The sequence below is a fragment of the Candidatus Amarolinea dominans genome (assembly GCF_016704685.1).
Classification (GTDB): domain Bacteria; phylum Chloroflexota; class Anaerolineae; order SSC4; family Amarolineaceae; genus Amarolinea; species Amarolinea dominans.
The window spans coordinates 56,683-75,673 of record NZ_JADIZS010000010.1 but is presented as its reverse complement, the minus strand read 5'-3'; the positions used below and the strand labels follow the sequence as shown (position 1 = coordinate 75,673).

General features: G+C 63.5%; 20 protein-coding genes. All 20 read right to left on the bottom strand.

Annotated elements, in window-relative coordinates:
* Window positions 1-472: 472 nt before the first annotated feature.
* Window positions 473-679, bottom strand: a complete 207-nt coding sequence (locus IPF85_RS07955) for a hypothetical protein (protein ID WP_343407535.1) — start codon at window positions 677-679, stop codon at window positions 473-475.
* Between the two features lie 419 nt (window positions 680-1,098).
* On the bottom strand, window positions 1,099-1,380 hold the full coding sequence (locus IPF85_RS07950; RefSeq protein WP_343407534.1) for a hypothetical protein: 282 nt from the start codon (window positions 1,378-1,380) through the stop codon (window positions 1,099-1,101).
* An 18-nt stretch (window positions 1,381-1,398) separates the two neighbouring features.
* Window positions 1,399-4,188: a hypothetical protein gene (locus tag IPF85_RS07945; protein WP_343407533.1), complete on the bottom strand. Its 2,790-nt coding sequence runs from the start codon at window positions 4,186-4,188 to the stop codon at window positions 1,399-1,401.
* Between the two features lie 40 nt (window positions 4,189-4,228).
* Complete coding sequence (locus tag IPF85_RS07940) at window positions 4,229-5,509, bottom strand: sugar ABC transporter substrate-binding protein (RefSeq protein ID WP_343407532.1); 1,281 nt, start codon at window positions 5,507-5,509, stop codon at window positions 4,229-4,231.
* A complete protein-coding gene (locus IPF85_RS07935; RefSeq protein WP_343407531.1) occupies window positions 5,509-6,435 on the bottom strand; it encodes a carbohydrate ABC transporter permease in 927 nt (308 codons plus the stop codon). The genes IPF85_RS07940 and IPF85_RS07935 overlap by 1 nt, the downstream gene beginning before the upstream one ends.
* Complete coding sequence (locus IPF85_RS07930; protein ID WP_343407530.1) at window positions 6,419-7,363, bottom strand: sugar ABC transporter permease; 945 nt, start codon at window positions 7,361-7,363, stop codon at window positions 6,419-6,421. Before IPF85_RS07930 ends, IPF85_RS07935 begins: the two co-directional genes overlap by 17 nt.
* A gap of 155 nt (window positions 7,364-7,518) precedes the next feature.
* Window positions 7,519-10,491, bottom strand: coding sequence for a hypothetical protein (locus IPF85_RS07925; RefSeq protein WP_343407529.1), 2,973 nt, complete (start codon window positions 10,489-10,491; stop codon window positions 7,519-7,521).
* 97 nt (window positions 10,492-10,588) lie between these two features.
* Window positions 10,589-10,984: a hypothetical protein gene (locus IPF85_RS07920; RefSeq protein ID WP_343407528.1), complete on the bottom strand. Its 396-nt coding sequence runs from the start codon at window positions 10,982-10,984 to the stop codon at window positions 10,589-10,591.
* Between the two features lie 66 nt (window positions 10,985-11,050).
* Window positions 11,051-11,791, bottom strand: coding sequence for a 3-oxoacyl-ACP reductase FabG (fabG, locus tag IPF85_RS07915; protein ID WP_343407527.1), 741 nt, complete (start codon window positions 11,789-11,791; stop codon window positions 11,051-11,053).
* A 75-nt stretch (window positions 11,792-11,866) separates the two neighbouring features.
* Window positions 11,867-13,060 carry an acetyl-CoA C-acetyltransferase gene (locus tag IPF85_RS07910; RefSeq protein ID WP_343407526.1) on the bottom strand — a complete coding sequence of 398 codons (1,194 nt, stop codon included), beginning with the start codon at window positions 13,058-13,060 and terminating at the stop codon, window positions 11,867-11,869.
* Between the two features lie 122 nt (window positions 13,061-13,182).
* Window positions 13,183-13,878 carry an MBL fold metallo-hydrolase gene (locus tag IPF85_RS07905; protein ID WP_343407525.1) on the bottom strand — a complete coding sequence of 232 codons (696 nt, stop codon included), beginning with the start codon at window positions 13,876-13,878 and terminating at the stop codon, window positions 13,183-13,185.
* Window positions 13,879-13,882: 4 nt separating this feature from the next.
* A complete protein-coding gene (locus tag IPF85_RS07900; RefSeq protein WP_343407524.1) occupies window positions 13,883-14,425 on the bottom strand; it encodes an inorganic diphosphatase in 543 nt (180 codons plus the stop codon).
* Window positions 14,426-14,472: 47 nt separating this feature from the next.
* Complete coding sequence (locus tag IPF85_RS07895; RefSeq protein ID WP_343407523.1) at window positions 14,473-14,760, bottom strand: EutN/CcmL family microcompartment protein; 288 nt, start codon at window positions 14,758-14,760, stop codon at window positions 14,473-14,475.
* Between the two features lie 3 nt (window positions 14,761-14,763).
* The gene (locus IPF85_RS07890) at window positions 14,764-15,060 is read right to left on the bottom strand and encodes a EutN/CcmL family microcompartment protein (RefSeq protein WP_343407522.1); all 297 of its coding nucleotides are present in this window, start codon (window positions 15,058-15,060) and stop codon (window positions 14,764-14,766) included.
* Between the two features lie 67 nt (window positions 15,061-15,127).
* Window positions 15,128-15,748 (bottom strand): hypothetical protein, encoded by a 621-nt coding sequence (locus IPF85_RS07885; protein WP_343407521.1) that lies wholly within the window; start codon window positions 15,746-15,748, stop codon window positions 15,128-15,130.
* Window positions 15,738-16,436 carry a hypothetical protein gene (locus IPF85_RS07880; protein ID WP_343407520.1) on the bottom strand — a complete coding sequence of 233 codons (699 nt, stop codon included), beginning with the start codon at window positions 16,434-16,436 and terminating at the stop codon, window positions 15,738-15,740. The genes IPF85_RS07885 and IPF85_RS07880 overlap by 11 nt, the downstream gene beginning before the upstream one ends.
* Window positions 16,437-16,457: 21 nt before the next feature.
* Window positions 16,458-16,748 (bottom strand): ethanolamine utilization microcompartment protein EutM, encoded by a 291-nt coding sequence (gene eutM, locus IPF85_RS07875; protein WP_343407644.1) that lies wholly within the window; start codon window positions 16,746-16,748, stop codon window positions 16,458-16,460.
* A gap of 95 nt (window positions 16,749-16,843) precedes the next feature.
* On the bottom strand, window positions 16,844-17,227 hold the full coding sequence (locus IPF85_RS07870; RefSeq protein ID WP_343407519.1) for a DUF2442 domain-containing protein: 384 nt from the start codon (window positions 17,225-17,227) through the stop codon (window positions 16,844-16,846).
* Window positions 17,190-17,432 (bottom strand): DUF4160 domain-containing protein, encoded by a 243-nt coding sequence (locus IPF85_RS07865; RefSeq protein WP_343407643.1) that lies wholly within the window; start codon window positions 17,430-17,432, stop codon window positions 17,190-17,192. Before IPF85_RS07865 ends, IPF85_RS07870 begins: the two co-directional genes overlap by 38 nt.
* 40 nt (window positions 17,433-17,472) lie before the next feature.
* A complete protein-coding gene (locus tag IPF85_RS07860; RefSeq protein WP_343407518.1) occupies window positions 17,473-18,987 on the bottom strand; it encodes an aldehyde dehydrogenase family protein in 1,515 nt (504 codons plus the stop codon).
* Window positions 18,988-18,991 lie beyond the last annotated feature (4 nt).

The following is an 18,991-nucleotide window of genomic DNA, read 5'->3' as shown; positions in this document are numbered from 1 at the left end:
TCGGCGAGTCTTGGTGGGCAACAGGCAGCCATATTGTTGTGTAAAACGTCTAACCAACCAGGAGTTTGATATTGATTCGGATTCCTCTTTTCTATTTCAATCAATAGGCGCCCGAATTTTATCTGACGATCGCAGTACTCGATCATAAGAGTAATTTTTCTCTTTCTTTCCATGCCACTGGTGAAGTTATCAAACACGGGCTTAAAGCAAGCCTGGCATATCTCGTCTATGTCACCATCTGTTAGCGCTTCGTTAACCAGGTTTCGAATCCTTGCGGTAGTCCAATGCAGCTTGCGTGGAGCATCTTGGTTTGAAGTCATCGTTGTGCTATTCCTGCATCAAGAATATGTTGAATAGATAATGGCATTGTATTCAACCCCCAGCGTGGTGGACGACGGGTTGTAGGGCCGGCAATCGCGCGCGACCATGATGCGATGCGCACTTTTGCCGCAGCCACGTGGCGCGTAAACGATCAGGGTCTGGGCTCGCGGATCTCATCATAATAGGGCGTGGAAATAAAATAGGTGTGGAGGTACGGTTCGCGCTTCGCTTCGTGTTCGGCCACACGGACATCGAACGGGTTCGCGCGAAACTCATGCAGGACCAGCCAATCGCGTAGGGCCTGCTTTTCGGCAACGGTGAGGATCGGTTTGGAACTGGAACTGGTTGATTTACTCATGGCCGGGGGCCTCCTGCTACTCCCGACACCACATGGGCACGCGTATCCAGGCGCAAATCAACTGACACTGTTCTCATTCTACCACGAGTCCCCGTCCGTCGCAATACAGCCCTGCCAGGTATCGCGATGGCAGTGGGCGGGGCCGTCAATAGTTGGTAGCGGGCGCAGGCGAGTGGCACAATTTGCTCTCTACGCCTTCCATGTGGTGCAATCGGTGATTAGGGGACCACGCGGGCTTACCGATGGGTGGTTGCAGGCGTCGAGTCCCTGCACCCTGGGCATTGAGACTCAATTTTGTATGCGAAAAGGCGCCGGTTGTTTATTCAACCGGCGCCTTGTTTACATCTTACGTTTCCGCTTTCAGCCTGCTGAGCCTTTGCCCTGGCTGCGCCCGACCAACGGTCGAACGATGGCCTGATTCAGCACGCGATACGCCGGCGCAAGGCCATACCTACCACGGTCAGCAGCACGAGGGCCAGGGCCAGCGGCAACCATAGATTGCTCGTTCCCGGCGTGCCGCTGTCCAGGCTGCTCAACTCCACACCGGTCGGCGGAGTCGTCGGTGTGGCCGTTGAGTGGCGGTGGGCGGCACGATTGTGGCCGTGGGAGTGGCCGTGGGCGGCACGGATGTGGCCGTGGGTGTCGCGGTCGGCGCCACACTCGTTGCTGTTGGCGTGGGCGTGGGGCCGGCGGGCTGGCATGACTGCACCGTTACGTCGTCAACATACCAGCCCTCGTAGCTCACCGAGCTGTCGGTGCCCAGGCGCATGCGGAAGCTCGCGGTCTGGCCCGCATAGCTGGTGACATCCACAATCGAGTTCAGGTAGGGCTGCGCGGGGTTGCTGCACCAGGCCTGCAGACCGGCCAACGGGTTGCCAAAGCTGCCGGAGACCGCCCCGTTGTAGGGGTCGGTCAGCAGTGAGGCGTTCGGCACCTGGGTCCATGTCGCACCGCCGTTGGTAGACACTTCCACAATGGCGCCATCGTAGCAGGCCGTGGCGCCGCTTGACTCGATGTGCTGATAGTTCCAGAACTTGAGCGTGACCGGGTTCTGGCCGCTGGGTAGGACCACGGCAGGCGAGACCAGGCGCTGATCGCTGACGGTCGCCGAATCGTTCGCCTTCCAGGAGGTTGTGCCGCTGTGCGGCCGCGGTGGAGAGCGCCCAGGTGTCGCCGGTGCCGCTGTGCGTCCAACCGCCGGCGCCCGCCTCGAAGTCGTTGGTGTACAGGATGTTGGCCGTCGTGCCGGGGCCACAGTCGCCAGGCGCAGCCTGGGTGGTGAAGCTGAAGACGGCAGAGTAGGCGCCGGCGCCGCAGGCGTTGTTCGCCTTCACCCGCCAGTAGTAGGTGGTGCTGGTGTTGAGCGAGGCGCCATTCCAGGTTGTGCCAGTCAGGCCGGTGGCCGAAGCGACAACAGTGACGAAGCCGGCGTCGGTCGCGACCTGGATGTCATAGGTGCCGGCGCCGCTGGCCGCGTTCCAGGTAAACGTCGGCGCCGCGGGCACGTTGAGTGCGCCGTTAGCCGGCGCGGTCAGGACCGGCACGCCTGGCGCGGCCGCTTGCACGGTCAGGTCAACGGCGGTCTGGTGGACGTTCGGGCCGGCCGCTGTGCCAACGACGTTGAAGTTGTAGCTGCCCGCCGCCGCACCGCTGATCGTCAGCGTGCTGGCGCCGGGCGGGGTGACCGGGTTGGTGCTAAAGCCGGCCGCGCCGGGGTTGCCGGAGGCGCTCAGGGTCACGGGGCTGTTGTAGCCGCTGACGCTGCCAATGTTCACGTTGTACGCGGCATTGGCGCCCACGCAGATCTCCTGGCTGGCGGGCGTCACGGCCAGGGTGAAGTCGGGCGTGCCGCAGGCATCGAACTTGAACGCGCCGATGCGGGTGCTCCACTGGGTGGCGGCGTTCCATTGCCCCGTGAACCAGAAGGTGCAGTCGTCCACCGGGTCAACGCTCATGGCCGCGTAATCGCCGTAGCGGTTGCTGCCGTTGATGCTCGTGCCGTTGACCAGGGTGTACTCACCCTGCGGCAGCGTGCCCAGCGGGTCTGAGGCCAGGCGTCCGGCATAGCGCAGCGAGGGATAGACCGTCTGGCTGGAGACGTTGTAGCCCACGGCGATGTTGCCCGCGCCGTCCATGGCGATGCCGCCCATCCAACGGTTGTCCGTGGTGGTGGGCGCATAGGTGCCTTCCTGATAGAGACTCCACGCACCCGCGCCGACCTTGCGCATCTCGAACCAGCGCACGCCGCCGATGTTGTTGCCATTGATGTCGGTGACGAAGTTGCCCACCAACGTCTCATGGTCGCCGAAGTTGCGATAGGCCAGGCGGTTCATGATGACTTCACGGATCGGGTCCAATGAGGAGGAACTGCCCTGCGCCACGCCCGGCATGCCCATGCAGTAGAACGAGGTCAGGCCACATAGGCTTGAGTCGAACTCGGCTGTCACAATGTCGGCCAGCTTGGTGAAGGTCGAGCTGGCGGGCGTGGCCCAGTCCACGTGGAAGGCGTAGATCTCCAGGATGTCGCTGCTGGGAAAGCCGCTGGGGCCATGCACTTCGGTGTCGAGGTGGCGCATGATGTAGTCCGGCGCGCCCGATGGCGGCGTGGTCATACCGTCCAGGTCGGCCGGGGTCAGGGCCTGGAAGCCGAAACCGGATAGATTGGCCGCGGTGAAGCGCTGGAACGTGGCTGGCAGGCCGGCCAGCATCTTGGCGCGATCCAGCGCGAAGGCCGACGGGCTGCTTTCATTGGCGGTTCCGTAGTAGGCATCGGGCCACACGCCGTACTTGGGGTAGTCCGGGAAGCTGGGCATGCTGAACGAATACGAGTAGTACGCGCCCAACGGATCGGCCGTCTGCGAGATGAGGACGCACAACGCGTTGCCAGAACCGAATTCGCTCAAGAACCAACGGTTGGCCAGTTGGTCATACAGAACAACCGGATCGCCGTTGCCGGTGGCGCAGCCGCCCAGGGATGTGAGAGCAAAGGCCTGGATCAAGGCGCCGGTCGCTTTGTTGTAGACGGCCACATCGGTGGCATTGATCATTTGGATGTAGTGGTTGGCGCCGACATCGCCCACGGTGTCGGGCGGATTGACGAAGGTGTAGCCCTGGCCGTTGAAGTTGAAGATCGGCGTGCCGAAGGCGTCGGGCTGGGCCGCCGGAGCCGCTTCTTGCACGGCCAGCAGCGGGTCGGGGCCGCCCTTCACATCGAAGGTGGGATCGAGATTGGCATTGAAATTCATGCGCGGGTTGATCTCACGATCCAAGGTGGGTTCATGGACGGGCGGCGGTGCATCGCGGCCGGCCGACGTCAGGACTGGCGTGACGGGATCGCTGGCGGTGAACTCGCCGACCGGCGTCTCCTGTTGGACAGCGCCGGTCAGATTGACCGCGCTGCGCTGTCCGGCCAGAGTCTTGGTGCTCGTCATGTCAGCGGGCAGCACAAAGGCCAGGCCGAACACCATCAAAATTGTGATGGCGCCGAAAAACTTACGTGCGTACTTCATGCGTCATTCCTCCTACTCACGGCATTGATTTTTGGCTGCCTCATGGGGCCGCCTTTTGGAACAGGGGTTGAGTTAACTCGGAAGCCGCCGCGGCGGCCTCCGCCACCGATGCTTGTCCATAGAAGGCGCGTTCGATCTCTTTGCTGACCGTGTCTTCGATCGCGGGCCAATTGGACATGACCGGAACGGTACGTAGGGTTGGCACGGCATCAAGCCAGACCTGGCTGTGAGCCGGTTTTTGGGTAGGATCAAGGAAACTGGCCGATTCGGCGACCATGCGCAGTGAAGGCACCGTGCGACCGCTGCGGGCTACAATTTCCTGACCTGTGACGGAGTTAGCGTATTCGATGAATTTCCAGGCGGCCTCCTTGTCTTTGCTCTTGCCGGCCATGCAATAGCCGTCGCTGTGCAGGATGCTGGCCGATTGCGACCCTCGGGGTAGCGGCGCCACGTCCCAATCGAAATTTTTGATGGTGCGCATGGTGGGCACCGCGCGCCGGCTGTTGAAATACATGCCCAACGCGCCGCTGAGGAAACGGCTCTCACTCTCCTGCGCGGCCTCGGCGGCCGCGTCCGGAACCACCTTCTCCCTGACCTGCAGATCCACGAACCACTGGAACGCCAAGCGCGCGGCCGGGCTGTCCAGGCTAAGGCGCGTCGGGTTGGCGGGATCGTCAACCAACTCGCCGCCGGCCTGCCAGATGAAGGGCGCCAGGCGATAGAGGATAGGATCAATGCCAACGCCGTACTGGTCGGTGACGCTGTCGCCGTTCTTGTCCACGGTCAGCGCCCGGGCGGCCGCCACGAAGTCAGCCCAGGTCCAATCGTTGGTTGGATAGGGCACGCCGGCCGCGTCGAACAGCGCCTTGTTGTAGTAGATCACCAGGCTGGAGACGTTTTGCGGAACGCACCACAGCTCACCCTGGTAGCGGAACGCACCGAGCGCCGGCGGATAGAAATCGCCCGCTTTCAGCACCTGGCTCCTGGCCAGGCGCGGCCCCACGGCCTCCAGCGCGGCTCTATCGGCGAACGCCGCGATGCGGCGATTGTTGAGCAACATGACGTCCGCGGGTGCGCCCGCGGCGAAATCCGCGGCCAGCCGCCGCAGATAGTCGGCATCATCCGGCATGTAGCGCAATTCCACGGTGTAATCCGGGTTGGCGGACTGGAAAGAGTCTACGAGCGTTTGGTAAGCCTCATACTCCGCCTTGCTGCCGGAGATCATGAACGAAATCGAGTGTGGCGTTGGCGCGGCCGCACAGCCGGACAGAGCTGGCAAAATCAGCAATAGAATGAACAACAGTAGAGACAGCTTGCGCATCAGCCTTTTTCCAGGAGCGCGGCGATTGAGTTGTCGCTCAGAAAGAGCGGTTGCAAGGCAACGAACAGCAGGATGATCGGGATGGTCATGAACGTGGCGCCGGCCATCAGGAGCGGCCAGTTCGTTGCATCGAGCTGCTTGAGGATCTGCACGCCGATCGGCAGGGTGTAGGTTTGCGGCCGGTACAGATAGAGTACGGGATTGGTAAAGTCGTTCCAGAACTGAACGAAGGCCAACATGACGACTGCGGCCACCGTCGGTCGGGCCAGGGGCATGGCAAGTTCCCGGTAGGTCGTCCAGGCGTCGGCGCCTTCGAGCCGCGCCGCCTCGTAGATCTCGGCCGGCGTGCGGCGAAACGTCCAGAAGAAGAGCAGCACCAACAGCGGTCCGCCGCCGGCAAAGGCCGGCAGAATCAGCGACCACACCGTGACCAGCAGACCGGCCCAACTCAGCATCTGGTAGCGAAACAGCCAGACAGCGGATGGGGGCACCATGAGCAGGAAGACGGCGACGATCAGCAGGCGATTGCGCCAGGGGTCGCGCACCTGTGACAGACCAAATCCGCCCAGGGACGCGGTCAACAGCGTCAGCGGCACGGACACCGCGACGACCAGTACCGAGTTGAGCAGGTAACGAGCCAGGGGCACCTGGCGAAAAATCTCGACGTAGTTGCCCCATTGCGGGTCGGCCGGCCACCACTCGACGGTGCGCGGGGGCGGCAGTCCCAGCGGCCGCAATGACACGACCGCCATCCAGAAAAGCGGCAGAACGAACAGAAGCGCCACGGCCACCCCGACCAGCCCCGAAACGACAAACCGGGCAAGGTCTCGCCTGGGCCGCGCTGATGGTCCGGCGCGATCGAATGCACGGCCGCGCACGGGGGGCGTTGGGGAATGCCCCTCTCCCGGTTCAGGCGATGTCATCATGTCTGTTCAATCCAACCAGGTTCACAATGCCCACCACCAACAGGCTGGTCAACAGGTACAGAATCACCGTCATCGCCGCGGCAAGGCCAAAATCAAAGAGATCAAAGGCCAGTTCGAACACGAGTAGGGGCACGAAGGTCGTGGCGTAATAGGGGCCGCCATAGGTCATGACAAACGACGGCGTAAATGTGTTCTGCAGGGTGACCACGATATCGCGAAACGTCAGCAGCAGGAGCCAGGGTGTCAGCAGCGGCAGGGAGATGCGCCAAAAGGACTGCCAGGCATTGGCGCCATCAACACGCGCCGCCTCGTAGATCACCCTGGGAATGGTCTTGAGGCCAACCAGCAGCAGCACCATCCCCTCACCGATGGTGAACAATGACATCAGCGCCAGGCTCATGCGCGCGGTCGTCGGGTTGAGCAGCCAATCAGGCGTTGGCAGACCCACGGCGTGCAGCACGGCGTTCAAGGGGCCATACAGCGGGTTGAGGATCCACAGCCAGATCAGCGCGTATGCGCCTTCGGGGAGGATAGTCGGCAGAAAGACCGCTGCGCGCAGTCCGCCGAACAGGCGACCGCCCTGTTGCAGCAAGAGCGCCAGCAACAGAGCGCCGAGCAGACGCAGCGGCACAGCCAGGAAGATGAACTGCAGCGAGATACGCAGCGAAAGCCGCGCCAGCGGCGAAGCCAGGAGCGCCCGGAAGTTGTTCAGACCGACCCAGGTGGGCGGTTGGATCGCGTTGTACTTGGTGAAAGCCACGCCCAGGGTAATCAGGGCCGGCAGGACGATCAAGATCAGAGAGCCGAGAAAAAAGGGAATCAAAAAGAGACGGGCCTGGGTTTCGTAAGCAGAAAGCGACCAGGTTCCAGACCCCGGAGCCGCATTGGGGTTCTTAACGTTGGCGGGCCGCGAATTCGTCAAAGACACACTTCCTCTCCTCACCTCTCCTCTTCCTCCCCTCTCCTCTCCGCACCGCGGAGAGGAGAGGGGCCGGGGGTGAGGTGAGGCCGCTAAACCCGCCCTCTCCCTCCCCTCTCCTCTCCGGCAACGGAGAGGAGAGGGGCCGGGGGTGAGGTGAGGTCTTAGCGCGCGCTGCGCTGGCGTAGCGACATGCCCACCACAGTCAACAGCACCAGGGCCAGGGCCAGCGGCAACCACAGATTGCTCGTTCCCGGCGTGCCGCTGTCCAGGCTGCTCAACTCCACACCGGTCGGCGGAGTCGTCGGTGTGGGCGTGGCCGTGGGCGGCACGGATGTGGCCGTCGGGGTGGCGGTCGGCGCCACACTCGTCGCTGTCGGCGTGGGGGTGGGGCCGGCGGGCTGGCATGACTGCACGGTCACGTCGTCAACGTACCAGCCTTCATAGCTCACCGAACTGTCGGTGCCCAGGCGCATGCGGAAGCTCGCGGTCTGACCCGCATAGCTGGTGACATCTACAATCGAGTTCAGGTAGGGCTGCGCGGGGTTGCTGCACCAGGCCTGCAGACCGGCCAACGGGTTGCCAAAGCTGCCGGAGACCGCCCCGTTGTAGGGGTCGGTCAGCAGTGAGGCGTTCGGCACCTGGGTCCATGTCGCACCGCCGTTGGTGGACACTTCCACAATGGCGCCATCGTAGCAGGCCGTGGCACCGCTTGACTCGATGTGCTGATAGTTCCAGAACTTGAGCGTGACCGGGTTTTGGCCGCTGGGCAGGGCCACGGCCGGCGAGACCAGGCGCTGATCGCTGACGGTCGCCGAATCGTTCGCCTTCCAGGAGGTTGTGCCGCTGTGCGGCCGCGCGGTGGAGAGCGCCCAGGTATCGCCGGTGCCGCTGTGCGTCCAACCGCCGGCGCCCGCCTCGAAGTCGTTGGTGTACAGGATGTTGGGCGTCGTGCCGGCGCTGCAGTCGCCAGGCGCTGCCACCGTCGTGAAGCTGAAGACGGCGGAATAGGCGCCGGCGCCGCAGGTGTTGGTGGCCATGACCCGCCAGTAATGCACGGTATTGGTGTTCAGCGTAGTGCCTGGCGTCCAACTGGTGCCGGTCAGGCCGGTGGCCGAAGCGACAACAGTGACGAAGCCGGCGTCGGTCGCGACCTGGATGTCATAGGTGCCGGCCTGGCTGGCAGCCGCCCATGTGAAGGTGGGCGTGGCCGGCACGTTGAGCGCGCCGTTGGCCGGAGAGGTCAGCGTGGGGGCGCCGGCCGCGGCCGTGAAGAGATTGAGCACCACATTGGCCGATTTCGGGCCGGAGGTCGAAGCGGCCGACACGGTAATCGTCGAGCTGCCGGCCGAGGCCGCGCCGGTGTTGCCGATGGTCAGCGTGCTGGCGCCGGGCGGGGTCACCGGGTTGGTGCTGAAGCCAGCAGTGGTGCCAGCCGGGTTGCCACTGGCGCTTAGGGTGACGGGGTCCACGTAGCCCAGGATCGAGCCGATGGTCACGTTGTAGGTCGCGTTGGTCGGTGCGCAGATGGACTGGCTGGCCGGTGCGACATCCAGCGTGTAATCAGGCGCAAAGGCCTCTTTGTCGAACCACACGTCCGGGTCCTGATGTCCGCTCTGAATGTTGCGATCATCTGACCACTGGATATAGCCAAAGCCGGCGTCCTGAAGCTGCTGGTCGTAGTCGCCATGGTAGCAAGATGCCAGGCTGGGGTCAATGTAGACCGGCGAAGAGACATCGCTCACGCGCTGGCTCGCTTGCCAGGTGGCGCCGCCGTCATGCGAAACGCGCATGTAGTAGTCGAAGAGCAGGTTGCCAGCGTCGAGCCGGCGATCATACCAGGTGGCGACGATGCGACCGGACGGCCCGGCGCTGATGGTCGGGAAGAACTGGTCGCGGGTCGTGGCGTCGTCGTTCAGCTTGACCTCGGCGCCCCAGGTCGCGCCGTTGTCGGTCGAGCGGCGGTAGTAGACATCAATCACGTCGCCGGTGTTCAGGCTGTCCGGGTCGCGACTGTAGACCACGTGCAGATTGCCGTTGGGCGACACCGTGATCTGCGGCGAGGGCAGGTAGCGGATATTGCCGTTCAGGGCCGGCCGGCCGCAGCTTGCGGTGGGGCCTGACGCCTGTGGATTGATGCCGCCGGTGAGTGGGTTGGCCGTGGCGGCAAAGGTGGTGCCGCCATTGGTGGAGCGCACGACTTCGATGTTGATCGGGCCGCTGGGATAGGGATTCCAACGTACCCAGGAGACGTAATAATCACCGTTGGGCGCTACTGCCGGCCAGGCGCCCTGTACATCAACACCCGACGCGCTCAAAATTACAGGCGATGACCATGTCGCGCCCGCGTTGGAGGAGTAGATCGCATGAATCCGAGCATCGGTGAAGTCGGTCCAGGCTATGTACAGGCGGCCGTAATAGGGACTGGCCGCGTTGTTGTCAACCGCCATCAGTTCCTTGTCATCGTTGGCGCCCGAATGCGCCATGCCGACCCAGGTCAGCGTGGCGCAGTCGTCCGTGGACTTCCACAAGCCCAGGCCACTGGCATGCAGCGTGGTTATGTAGAAGAGACCGTCGGACTTACGCCAGACCAGGCTGGGATCGCCGTAGGACAGACCGCCGGCGCCGGTTGGCACCGCACCGTTGTCGGTGAAGCTGACGCCGCCGTTTGTCGAGCGGCTGAAGCCGGTGTAGCCGATGCCCTGGACCACACCGCTGTAGGAGTCGTTGTAGGCCGAGCAGAGCGTGCCGGTCGTTTCGTTGCGGGCGATGCTGGTCTCGCTCTGGGTGTGGGAGGTACCGCCCGGGTCGAGCGTTGGATTGTTGACCAGGACATCGGCGCCCAGGGAGGGAACGCCGGGCTGACCGGCCGCGGCATCCTCGGACTTCACCTGACCCAATTCGCCGGCGCGACCGCAGGCGATGAGCAGGTTGGTTTCGAACATGCCGGACATTAGCCCGCGCGCTTTGGGATCATCCAACAGTGCGCACGCCGCCGTGGGCGACTTGGTTGCGGTGAGGGTTGAATTGGCCGGCGCGGGCAGCAGGCCGGCGGCAGGCTGAGTGGCGTTGGCTGCCAGCGGCACTAAGAGCAGAGCCACCACAGCGAGCACATACAACAAACGGAGCGGTTTCACAGTGTAGTTCCTCCTACGAAAAGAGAGAGATGGGTGAAATAGACTGATCGGCAGGCGTGCCATTGTATCACCAAAGCACACCAGCCCCAAACAACCTCTATGATCTGGACGCGGGCAGGGTGGGATCCGGCGTCGCCAGGGTATCCTCGATCGTCAGTGTGACCTGGCCGGTTTCGCGCAGCAGCAGGCCGATGTTGATGCGGTGGGGGCCGGCGGTCAAGTGCGGGCCAATGCCTACCAGGGTCAGTTCCATCTTCAGGGGCCAGTCGAAGGGATGCTCCGGTGAGACGTTGGCGGCCGGACGCAGGCTCTTGCGGGTTTGCAGAAGCAAATCGTCGCCGGTATACAGACGGCCATCCACGGTGAGGGGACCAATACCGAGCAGCGTGCCGGGCGCCAGGCGGTTGCTCAGCCGCAGCTCGAAACCATCGCGGCGATTGCGCAGACTGCCTTCGACGTAGAAACGACGCAACAACGCAGGCGGTACCGGCATTGGTTCCCTCTCGCTTCGACTGACCCCTTGACTTTCACTGACTTCTTGGCTTCACTCGCGCCGCGGTCAGATGGCGGCGCCGCCATCCACATGCAGGACATGCCCGGTGATATAGGCTGCTTCATCAGACGCCAGGAAAACGTAGGCGTTGGCAATGTCCTCCGGCCGGCCCAATTGGCGCAGCGCAATTTTGGCCTTCAGGTCTTCCAACACCTTGTCCGGGATGCCGGCCAGCATTTCGGTGCTGATGAAGCCGGGCGCGACGGCGTTGACGCGCACCCCCTTCGGTCCCAATTCCCGCGCCCACACTTTGGTCATGCCGATGACGCCGGCCTTGCTGGCTACGTAGTTCGTCTGGCCGTAGTTGCCATAGACGCCCACCACCGATGAGGCGTTGATGATGGCGCCGCTGCCCTGTGCCACCATCAGCGGCGCCACCGCCTGGGTGCAGTTGAACACTCCCTTGAGGTTGACATTGATGACGAAATCGAAGTCCTGCTCGGTCATCTTGAGCAGGCTGCGGTCCCGAATGACGCCGGCGTTGTTGACCAGGACATCAATGCGGCCAAACCGCGCCACCGCCGCGCTGACCAACGCGTCCACGCTGGCGCGCTCGGTGACATTGACTTGGACGAAGATCGCGCGGCCGCCGCTGGCGCGAATGTCGGCCGCGGTCTGTTCGCCGCCGGTCACATCCAGATCACACACCACCACCTGCGCGCCCTGGTCGGCAAAGGCCAGGGCCGTGGCGCGGCCGATACCGCGAGCCGAGCCGGTGATGATGGCTACTTTATCCTGTAGACGCATTGGGTCTCCTTTGCTCGCCAATCTGCATCTTCTCAATCGGGTGGCCGCGGGGGGCCCGGAAACGCCAATCTTTCCCTAACTCACCAGTTCCAGGCTGAGCGCGACCGCTTCGCCGCCACCCAGGCAGAGGCTTGCCAGCCCAGTTCGTTTACTCTGCTGCTGCAGGGCATGGATGAGCGTCACCACCACGCGTGCGCCGCTGCAGCCGATCGGATGGCCCAGGGCAATCGCGCCGCCGTTGACGTTGACGCGTTCCCAATCCCAACCCAATGCATGTCCATCGGCCAGGACCTGCGCGGCAAAGGCCTCGTTGACCTCGATCAGGTCGTAGTCGGCCACCGTGGTGTTCGTTCGTTCGAGCAGCCGGCGCACCGCGTAGATGGGCGCCGTGAAAATTTCCAACGGCTTGACCCCAGCCTGCGCGTAGCCAGTGATACGCGCCAGCGGCGTCAGTCCTAACTCGGCCACACGGGCGCCGCTCATCACCACCAGCGCGGCCGCGCCATCGCTCAGCCCGGGCGCATTGCCCGCCGTGACGGTGCCCCCTTCCACGAAGGCCGGGCGCAAGCGCGCGAGGGATTCCCGGGTACTGTCACGCCGCGGGGTCTCGTCGGCAGCGAATAGCAAGGGCGGGCCTTTGCGTTGAGGGATCTCCACGGGCACAATCTCCGCGCGAAAGCGGCCGGCCTCCTGCGCGGCCAGCGCCTTTTGTTGGCTGGCCAGGGAAAACTCGTCCTGCTCTGCACGGCTGATCTTGTACTCGCTCGCCACCCACTCGGCCGAATTGCCCATGTGGTGATGCTCGAACGCGCACCAGAGACCGTCATGCACCACGGCATCTACCAGTTCGGCATTGCCCAGGCGATAGCCGCTGCGCGCCTGGGGCAGCAGATACGGCGCCATGTCCATGCTCTCCATGCCGCCACACACGTAGATGTGGCCGTCGCCGGCGCGGATCGCGCTGGCCGCCATCATGATGGCCTTGAGGCCGGAACCGCACACTTTGTTGATGGTGGTCGCGCTGACGGTTTCGGGCAATCCGCCCAGGAGAGCGGCCTGCCGCGCCGGCGCCTGTCCCGCGCCGGCCTGCACCACATGGCCCATGATCACTTCATCTACCTGGGCCGGGTCAATGCCCGCCCGCGCCACAGCCGCCCGCACAGCCACGCCGCCCAACACCGCGGCCGGAACATCTTTCAGCGTGCCCTGAAAGCGTCCAATCGGGGTACGCGCCGCGCTGACAAGATAGACTTCTAATTGGTCTGCCATAGAATCCTTTCTGGTATGTGATCTATAATCCGGGGTAGGGGCATGGCCTTGCGCCTGCCCGCGTGGGCGACCGCAAGGGTGCGCCCCTACAAATTGAGAAGATACCCTTTCTGCGTCTGGTCCTACAGGATGGCGGCGAAGGCGCGCAGTTGCTCCCCGGCCGCGCCGACAATCGGCTCTCCATGTCCCAGGCAAAGAACTTCGATATCCAGTTTGGCGAGCCGGCGGATCGTCTCCACGGCCAGCACGCGACTGGGTGTCAAGAAACCTACCGGGGGAACGAGCCGGCCACCGCGCCGCGCCAGCGCATCGGCTCCGATCAGGATTTTTCGTTCGGGATGATACAGGGCAATCTGTCCGGGCGCATGACCGGGTGCATGGAATACTCGAAAACCTTCGGCCAGCATCTGCCGGTCGAGCACCATGTCATCTACCGGGCTGGGGCGATACTTGAAGATCACGCGATCGAGCAGGCGGAAGAGCGGCGTCATGGCGTAGCCCAGGACCGTTGGCGCCAGGGCGCGCACACGCTGGCCCAACACGCCAGGCACCTCCGCCGCGTGAGCAATGACCGCGGCGCCGGTCGCGGCCCGAATCTGGGCCAGGCCGCCGACATGATCGAAATCGGCATGGGTGATGATGATGCGATCAACGGCGTGTGGCCCATGGCCAGCATCGCCCAGCGCTCTGAGGATGGGGTAGGCGTGCCAGGGCATGCCGGTATCAATCAACGTGAAGCCATCAGCGCGCTGCCACAGGTACACGTTGACCTCGCGCACCTCGTCGAACAGCCACAGCCCCTGAACGATCTCCCGCATGGGCCTAAAGGCCTCCCATGTGGAAGCGATCCTGATAGAGCTTCATCGCGCGCAAAATTTCGGTCTTAGCCGCCGCCGCATTTTCCCAACCGATCGGCTTCGTGCGCATGCCCTCCAGGTCTTTGTAGACCTCGAAAAAATGGCCCACTTCCGCCAGGTAGTGCTTGGGAATGTCGGTGATGTCATGGTAGTCGGTGAAGATCGGATCGCGCGCCGGCACTGCCAGGATCTTGTCGTCGGCCACACCTTTATCCAACATGCGGAAGATGCCAATCGGCCGGGCCTCAATGATGCAGCCGGGGAACGTCGGCTCGTTGACCATCACCAGGATGTCGAGCGGGTCGCCGTCATCGTAGAAAGTCTGCGGAATCAAGCCGTAATCGCCGGGGTAATGGAGCGATGAGTAAAGCACACGGTCGAGCTTGATCACCCCAAATTCCTTGTTGTATTCGTACTTGTTGCGGCTGCCCTTGGGAATCTCTACCAGGGTGTAGATGATCTCGGGCGCATTGGGGCCGGTGCGCAGTTCGCGCCACAAATTCATCATATCATGATTTCCATTTCACCTATCAATGATCGAGTTCGCACCCGAATTTACGTTTTGTTCTCAACGCTGCCCATCTCAACGCTGTCCAGAATACCCACCACCACCGAGATGATGGGAGCATCCGGGATATTCGTCACCTGGCGGGCGCCGCTGCCTTCACGCAGCACCAGCACCGTATCGCCGATACCCGCCTGCGCGTGGTCAATCGCCACAAAATCATCGTCCGGTCTGGCCCCAGGCAGATGCAGCGGCTGCACCACCAACAGCTTGAAGCCGTGGTAGGCCGGGTGCTTGATCGTTGACACGAGCGTGCCGATAACTTTGGCGATGAGCATAGTTTAGAGGACCAGTGACAGTCCTTCCTGCACATCCACCGCTTCGACGATGCCGATGACGGCCAGGTCAATGGGCAGCATGGCGCTGGTGGTGTAGGCCAGCATGGCTTCGCGTGATCGCACCAGGCAGACGATGTCACCCTGCCCCGCGCTCAGGCGTGCGGTATCCACGGCCACCTGCGGAGTGCCGCGCGCGCGCAGGTGCTTGTCCAGCGGCTGCACCACGAGTAGTTTGGCGCCTTGCAGCCCCTCATACTTACGCGTCGCCACCGCGCTGCCGACGATCTTGCCCAGTAACATCTTTCGCCTCCAGAGACCCGGTTTCTCGTAGAAACCCGGTTTCTCGCCGAAACCGGGTTTCTCGCGCCTACTTGCCCTTGAGCTGGCCGATGATGTCCACCGCGGCCGCTTTGGCGGCCAAAATCTCCGCCTCGGTACCCGACATCCACATGCGCCCAAAGCGTCCGACGGACGAGATATGCACCAGCTTGATGTTGGCGGCCTTTTCGGCCTCATTGGCCGCCAGGTTGATGTAGGCGGCCGGCGCGACTTCCAGCACCAGCATCGTTTCGCCCGACACGATCATGGCGCCACGGCGGAAGCGGTTGAGCAACTGCGCCTGGTACGGGTCCACGTTGGTGATGACCTGCACCGATGCCACTTCCGGCTTGACCCGGTCCTCCTCGCTCAGGCCCAGGCGCTGCAGGACGATGCGCCCGGCCTCGATCACATCGGCCTGTGCCAGGGAGTGTATCTCGAACATGCCGAACTCGCGTTCGACGATCTGTGCGCCCGGCTTGGCGTCGGTGCTCTTGACAGCAATGTCAACCACGCGGAAGACTTCGTTGCCCGGCGCCATTTCAACGTAGAGCGAAGCCATGCCCTCGACAGGCAGGTCGCCCTGGGTGATGGTGCCTACAAACGCCGCATACTGCGGCTGCATACGGTCGAGAAAGCAGTACGCTCGTAACGAAAATTCATCGGCCATAATCGCTCCCCTGCACAAAGAAAACCCGGACCCAGCTTGGCGTCGCCAACTGCAGCGGCACACCTGCTGGCAGCAACACGACATCGCCGGCAAACGCGCGCCACGTCTGCCCCTGGGCGCTGATCTCCAGCACCCCTTCGATGACGACCTCAATTTCAGCCTGCGCCAGGGTCACAGCACGCGCACCGGCCCGCCAACTGCAAAAGCCGGCGCGCACCGGCCCGCCATCCGCCACGCCCAGAATATCCTGCTGCCGCAGATCCAGGGCCGGCGCCGCACCCGGTACGACGGCCGCCGGTTCGGCCGCTCGCCCGCTGATGACGCGCACATCCTGCCATCCAGGGGATGGCGCCGCGCCCGCGTCCTTCGACGCCGGGGCCGGGGCCGTGGCCGTGCCCATGCGCTGGAGAACGGCGCTGACGATGCGGGCCACCAGGTCGTCAGAATGGGCCGGCGGCGCGGCGGCCGCCGGTTTTTCCCACAACGGCCCGCGCAACAGCGTGTCGCGCTTGCCCGCAGCCGACCAGGCGGGCAGCGGATCGTGATTGACCAGCCGCAACCCCAGCTCACGCGCCGCGTCCAGCGCCAGCGCGGTCAGCACATCGCGTGGCTCCAACACCAGTTCGGACCGGCCCTCTTCCCTGACCAGGCGCCGAATGTCGGCCTCAGTGAAGAATCGTCGTGCCATGTTCTAGGCTGCGCCGGCCATTCAGGCGGCGTCTTCCATTGCTTTGGGCAGAATTATCTCCACATCGCCGTGCGGTCGCGGGATCACATGCACGCTGACCAACTCGCCCACGCGTTGCGCTGCGGCCGCGCCGGCATCGGTTGCGGCCTTGACCGCGCCCACATCCCCGCGCACCATCACGGTGACGTAGCCGCCGCCGATGATTTCCTTACCGATCAGGCGCACATTGGCCGCCTTGACCATCGCATCGGCCGCCTCGATCGCGCCGACCAGGCCCTTGGTCTCGATCATGCCCAGGGCGATCATCTGAATACTTGCCATGCTGATTGTCTCCTTCTCACATGCGATACTTGTCTGAAAGCTCGACAGGGACGCTGTCCGGCCCGTGAAGCCTGGCGCCATCCCTGTCAGCGCGTAACCACCCGTTGTTCCCGGCGGTCATCTCCGTTATTTGGCCGCCGCGGCGCCGTCGCCAGTTTTACCTGCTGCCGCCTTTGCAGCCACTGCTCCAGTGATTCTCGACTCTCTCCCAACCCCCGCCCCAGCAGAAGCGTCCTGATGCTCACATCTTCGTCCAGGTCGGGCCAATGAATCCCGCGGCGTTCGATCTCGAAGTTCTCTCGTTCAGCAGGTGTGGCGTAGGCGAGACGCGGAAACCAGAGTATCGGAACCGAAATCGTACGCCCGTCGGCCAGATGCACGGTCAACTCGTCCTCGGTGATGCCAGCGTTCGTGATTTCTGCCTGCGCCAACTTAAGGTTGATCAGTTCTAGCTCTGTTGCAGTGTTCATCCCACCTATTCCTTAGCACCTCTACCTGATCGTTGATGATGCGCTCGATGTTTCGCAGTTCGCTCGGTCGAAAGCCATCATTATCGGCAAGCACAATTGGATCAAGCCAGAACTTCGCCGTTAAGCGATCGCGGGTTACGTGAACATGCCGCGGTTCTGAACAGTCGTATGACCAGATAAACAGCCGATATGGGCCGATAATCATCAGTGTTGGCATAGCTGCAAAGCAGGAAACCCCAATGCTCTCACTTCGTTTGCAAATCGCGTAGGACTCTTCGCACGATCTGTTCGATCTCGACGGCTGAGATTGCGCCCTGAGCTGCACCGCCGGCGGGCGCCGCAGGGGCGGCGGCGCTGCTCAGCGGCTGCACGCCAGGCGCCAGCGAGCTGGCGAGCGAGGGCGGCGCCGCGCGTTCGTAGGCCAGGCGCTTGATATTCAGCAGATGATGCACGGTGATGTTGTCGCCGACCGCCGCGCCGCCGATGCCGCCGGGCGCCAGGGTCATCGAAGGCATGACGCCGGTCGTCGCGCCGATGGCGCCCAGAGAGCCCCAGGTGTTGACGACGATGCGGAACGCGGGCTTTTCGATACCAAAGGCCAGGATCACCGCCTCGTCACGGCTGTGAATGACAAGCGAATGCCCGTCGCCGCCATACTTGAGCATCTCGATGCAGCGTTCACAGCCGGCGTGCCAGTCGTCCACCTCGTACCAGCCCAGCACCGTGGTCAGTTTTTCGGCGCTCAGCGGCTCCTCCGGCCCCACCTTGTGCAGCGGGGCCACCAGGATGCGCGCCCAGGCCGGCACGCTGATCTTCGCGGCCGCGGCCAACTGCTGCGGCGTCTTGCCCACCATCTTAGGATTGATCAGTTGCCCGCCGCCGAACAGCGTGCGCCCCAGGGCCGCCGCCTGTTCTTCATTGACAAAATAGGCGCCGTGACGTTCCATCTCCGCCTTCAACTGGCTGGCAATGGGCTTGTCTGCCACTACTGCCTGCTCCGTCGCGCAGATCACCGAACAGTCGAACGCCTTGGAATTGACGATGTCCCAGGCCGCCTTGGCCACGTCCGCGCTGCGATCCACGTAGACCGGCACATTGCCTGGCCCCACGCCCAGTGCTGGTTTACCCACGCTGTGCGCCGCCTTCACCATGGCGGAGCCGCCGGTAGCCAGGATCATGCTCACCGCGTAGTGCCGGATCAGCTCCTGCGAGCCGGGCAGGGTGACGAACTGCATACAACTGACCAGGCCCCTGGGCATACCGGCCGCCTCGCCCGCCTCTGCCATCACGCGCGCCGTCTCGTAAGCGCAGGCCTTAGCCGCCGGATGCGGCGCGACGATGATGCCGTTGCGCGCCTTGACCGCAATCAGGATCTTGAACATGGTGGTCGAGGTGGGGTTGGTGCTGGGCGTCAACGCGGCCACCACCCCAACCGGCCAGCCGATCTCCACGATCTTGCGCGCCTCGTCGCGGCGCAGCACCCCCACCGTCGGCACATCTTTGATGGATTCCCACACCGCGCGGCTGCCAAATTGGTTCTTGACCGTCTTGTGATCGGGGACGCCGTAGTTGGTCTCGTCGTACGCCATGCGCCCCAACCGCGCCGCCTCGCGATAGGCCGCGTCGGCCATGGCCTGGCAGACTCGGTCCACCTGCTGCTGTGAAAAATGGAAGAAGGCGCGCTGCGCCTCGCGCGCGGCCACGGCCAACCGCCGCGCTTCTTGCATGGACTTCAGGTCAAGATCGAATTCTTCAGCCATGTTC

What these genes read in the sequence shown, in the direction of transcription:
- IPF85_RS07880 (WP_343407520.1), bottom strand. Translation starts at nt 16,436, where the DNA reads ATGGCACGACGATTCTTCACTGAGGCCGACATTCGGCGCCTGGTCAGG.
- IPF85_RS07955 (WP_343407535.1), bottom strand. Translation starts at nt 679, where the DNA reads ATGAGTAAATCAACCAGTTCCAGTTCCAAACCGATCCTCACCGTTGCC.
- IPF85_RS07900 (WP_343407524.1), bottom strand. Translation starts at nt 14,425, where the DNA reads ATGATGAATTTGTGGCGCGAACTGCGCACCGGCCCCAATGCGCCCGAG.
- IPF85_RS07910 (WP_343407526.1), bottom strand. Translation starts at nt 13,060, where the DNA reads ATGGCAGACCAATTAGAAGTCTATCTTGTCAGCGCGGCGCGTACCCCG.
- IPF85_RS07920 (WP_343407528.1), bottom strand. Translation starts at nt 10,984, where the DNA reads ATGCCGGTACCGCCTGCGTTGTTGCGTCGTTTCTACGTCGAAGGCAGT.
- IPF85_RS07945 (WP_343407533.1), bottom strand. Translation starts at nt 4,188, where the DNA reads ATGAAGTACGCACGTAAGTTTTTCGGCGCCATCACAATTTTGATGGTG.
- IPF85_RS07890 (WP_343407522.1), bottom strand. Translation starts at nt 15,060, where the DNA reads ATGTTACTGGGCAAGATCGTCGGCAGCGCGGTGGCGACGCGTAAGTAT.
- IPF85_RS07865 (WP_343407643.1), bottom strand. Translation starts at nt 17,432, where the DNA reads ATGATTATCGGCCCATATCGGCTGTTTATCTGGTCATACGACTGTTCA.
- IPF85_RS07935 (WP_343407531.1), bottom strand. Translation starts at nt 6,435, where the DNA reads ATGATGACATCGCCTGAACCGGGAGAGGGGCATTCCCCAACGCCCCCC.
- IPF85_RS07860 (WP_343407518.1), bottom strand. Translation starts at nt 18,987, where the DNA reads ATGGCTGAAGAATTCGATCTTGACCTGAAGTCCATGCAAGAAGCGCGG.
- IPF85_RS07895 (WP_343407523.1), bottom strand. Translation starts at nt 14,760, where the DNA reads ATGCTCATCGCCAAAGTTATCGGCACGCTCGTGTCAACGATCAAGCAC.
- IPF85_RS07905 (WP_343407525.1), bottom strand. Translation starts at nt 13,878, where the DNA reads ATGCGGGAGATCGTTCAGGGGCTGTGGCTGTTCGACGAGGTGCGCGAG.
- fabG (WP_343407527.1), bottom strand. Translation starts at nt 11,791, where the DNA reads ATGCGTCTACAGGATAAAGTAGCCATCATCACCGGCTCGGCTCGCGGT.
- IPF85_RS07940 (WP_343407532.1), bottom strand. Translation starts at nt 5,509, where the DNA reads ATGCGCAAGCTGTCTCTACTGTTGTTCATTCTATTGCTGATTTTGCCA.
- IPF85_RS07950 (WP_343407534.1), bottom strand. Translation starts at nt 1,380, where the DNA reads ATGCCAGCCCGCCGGCCCCACGCCCACGCCAACAGCAACGAGTGTGGC.
- IPF85_RS07885 (WP_343407521.1), bottom strand. Translation starts at nt 15,748, where the DNA reads ATGGCCGATGAATTTTCGTTACGAGCGTACTGCTTTCTCGACCGTATG.
- IPF85_RS07870 (WP_343407519.1), bottom strand. Translation starts at nt 17,227, where the DNA reads ATGAACACTGCAACAGAGCTAGAACTGATCAACCTTAAGTTGGCGCAG.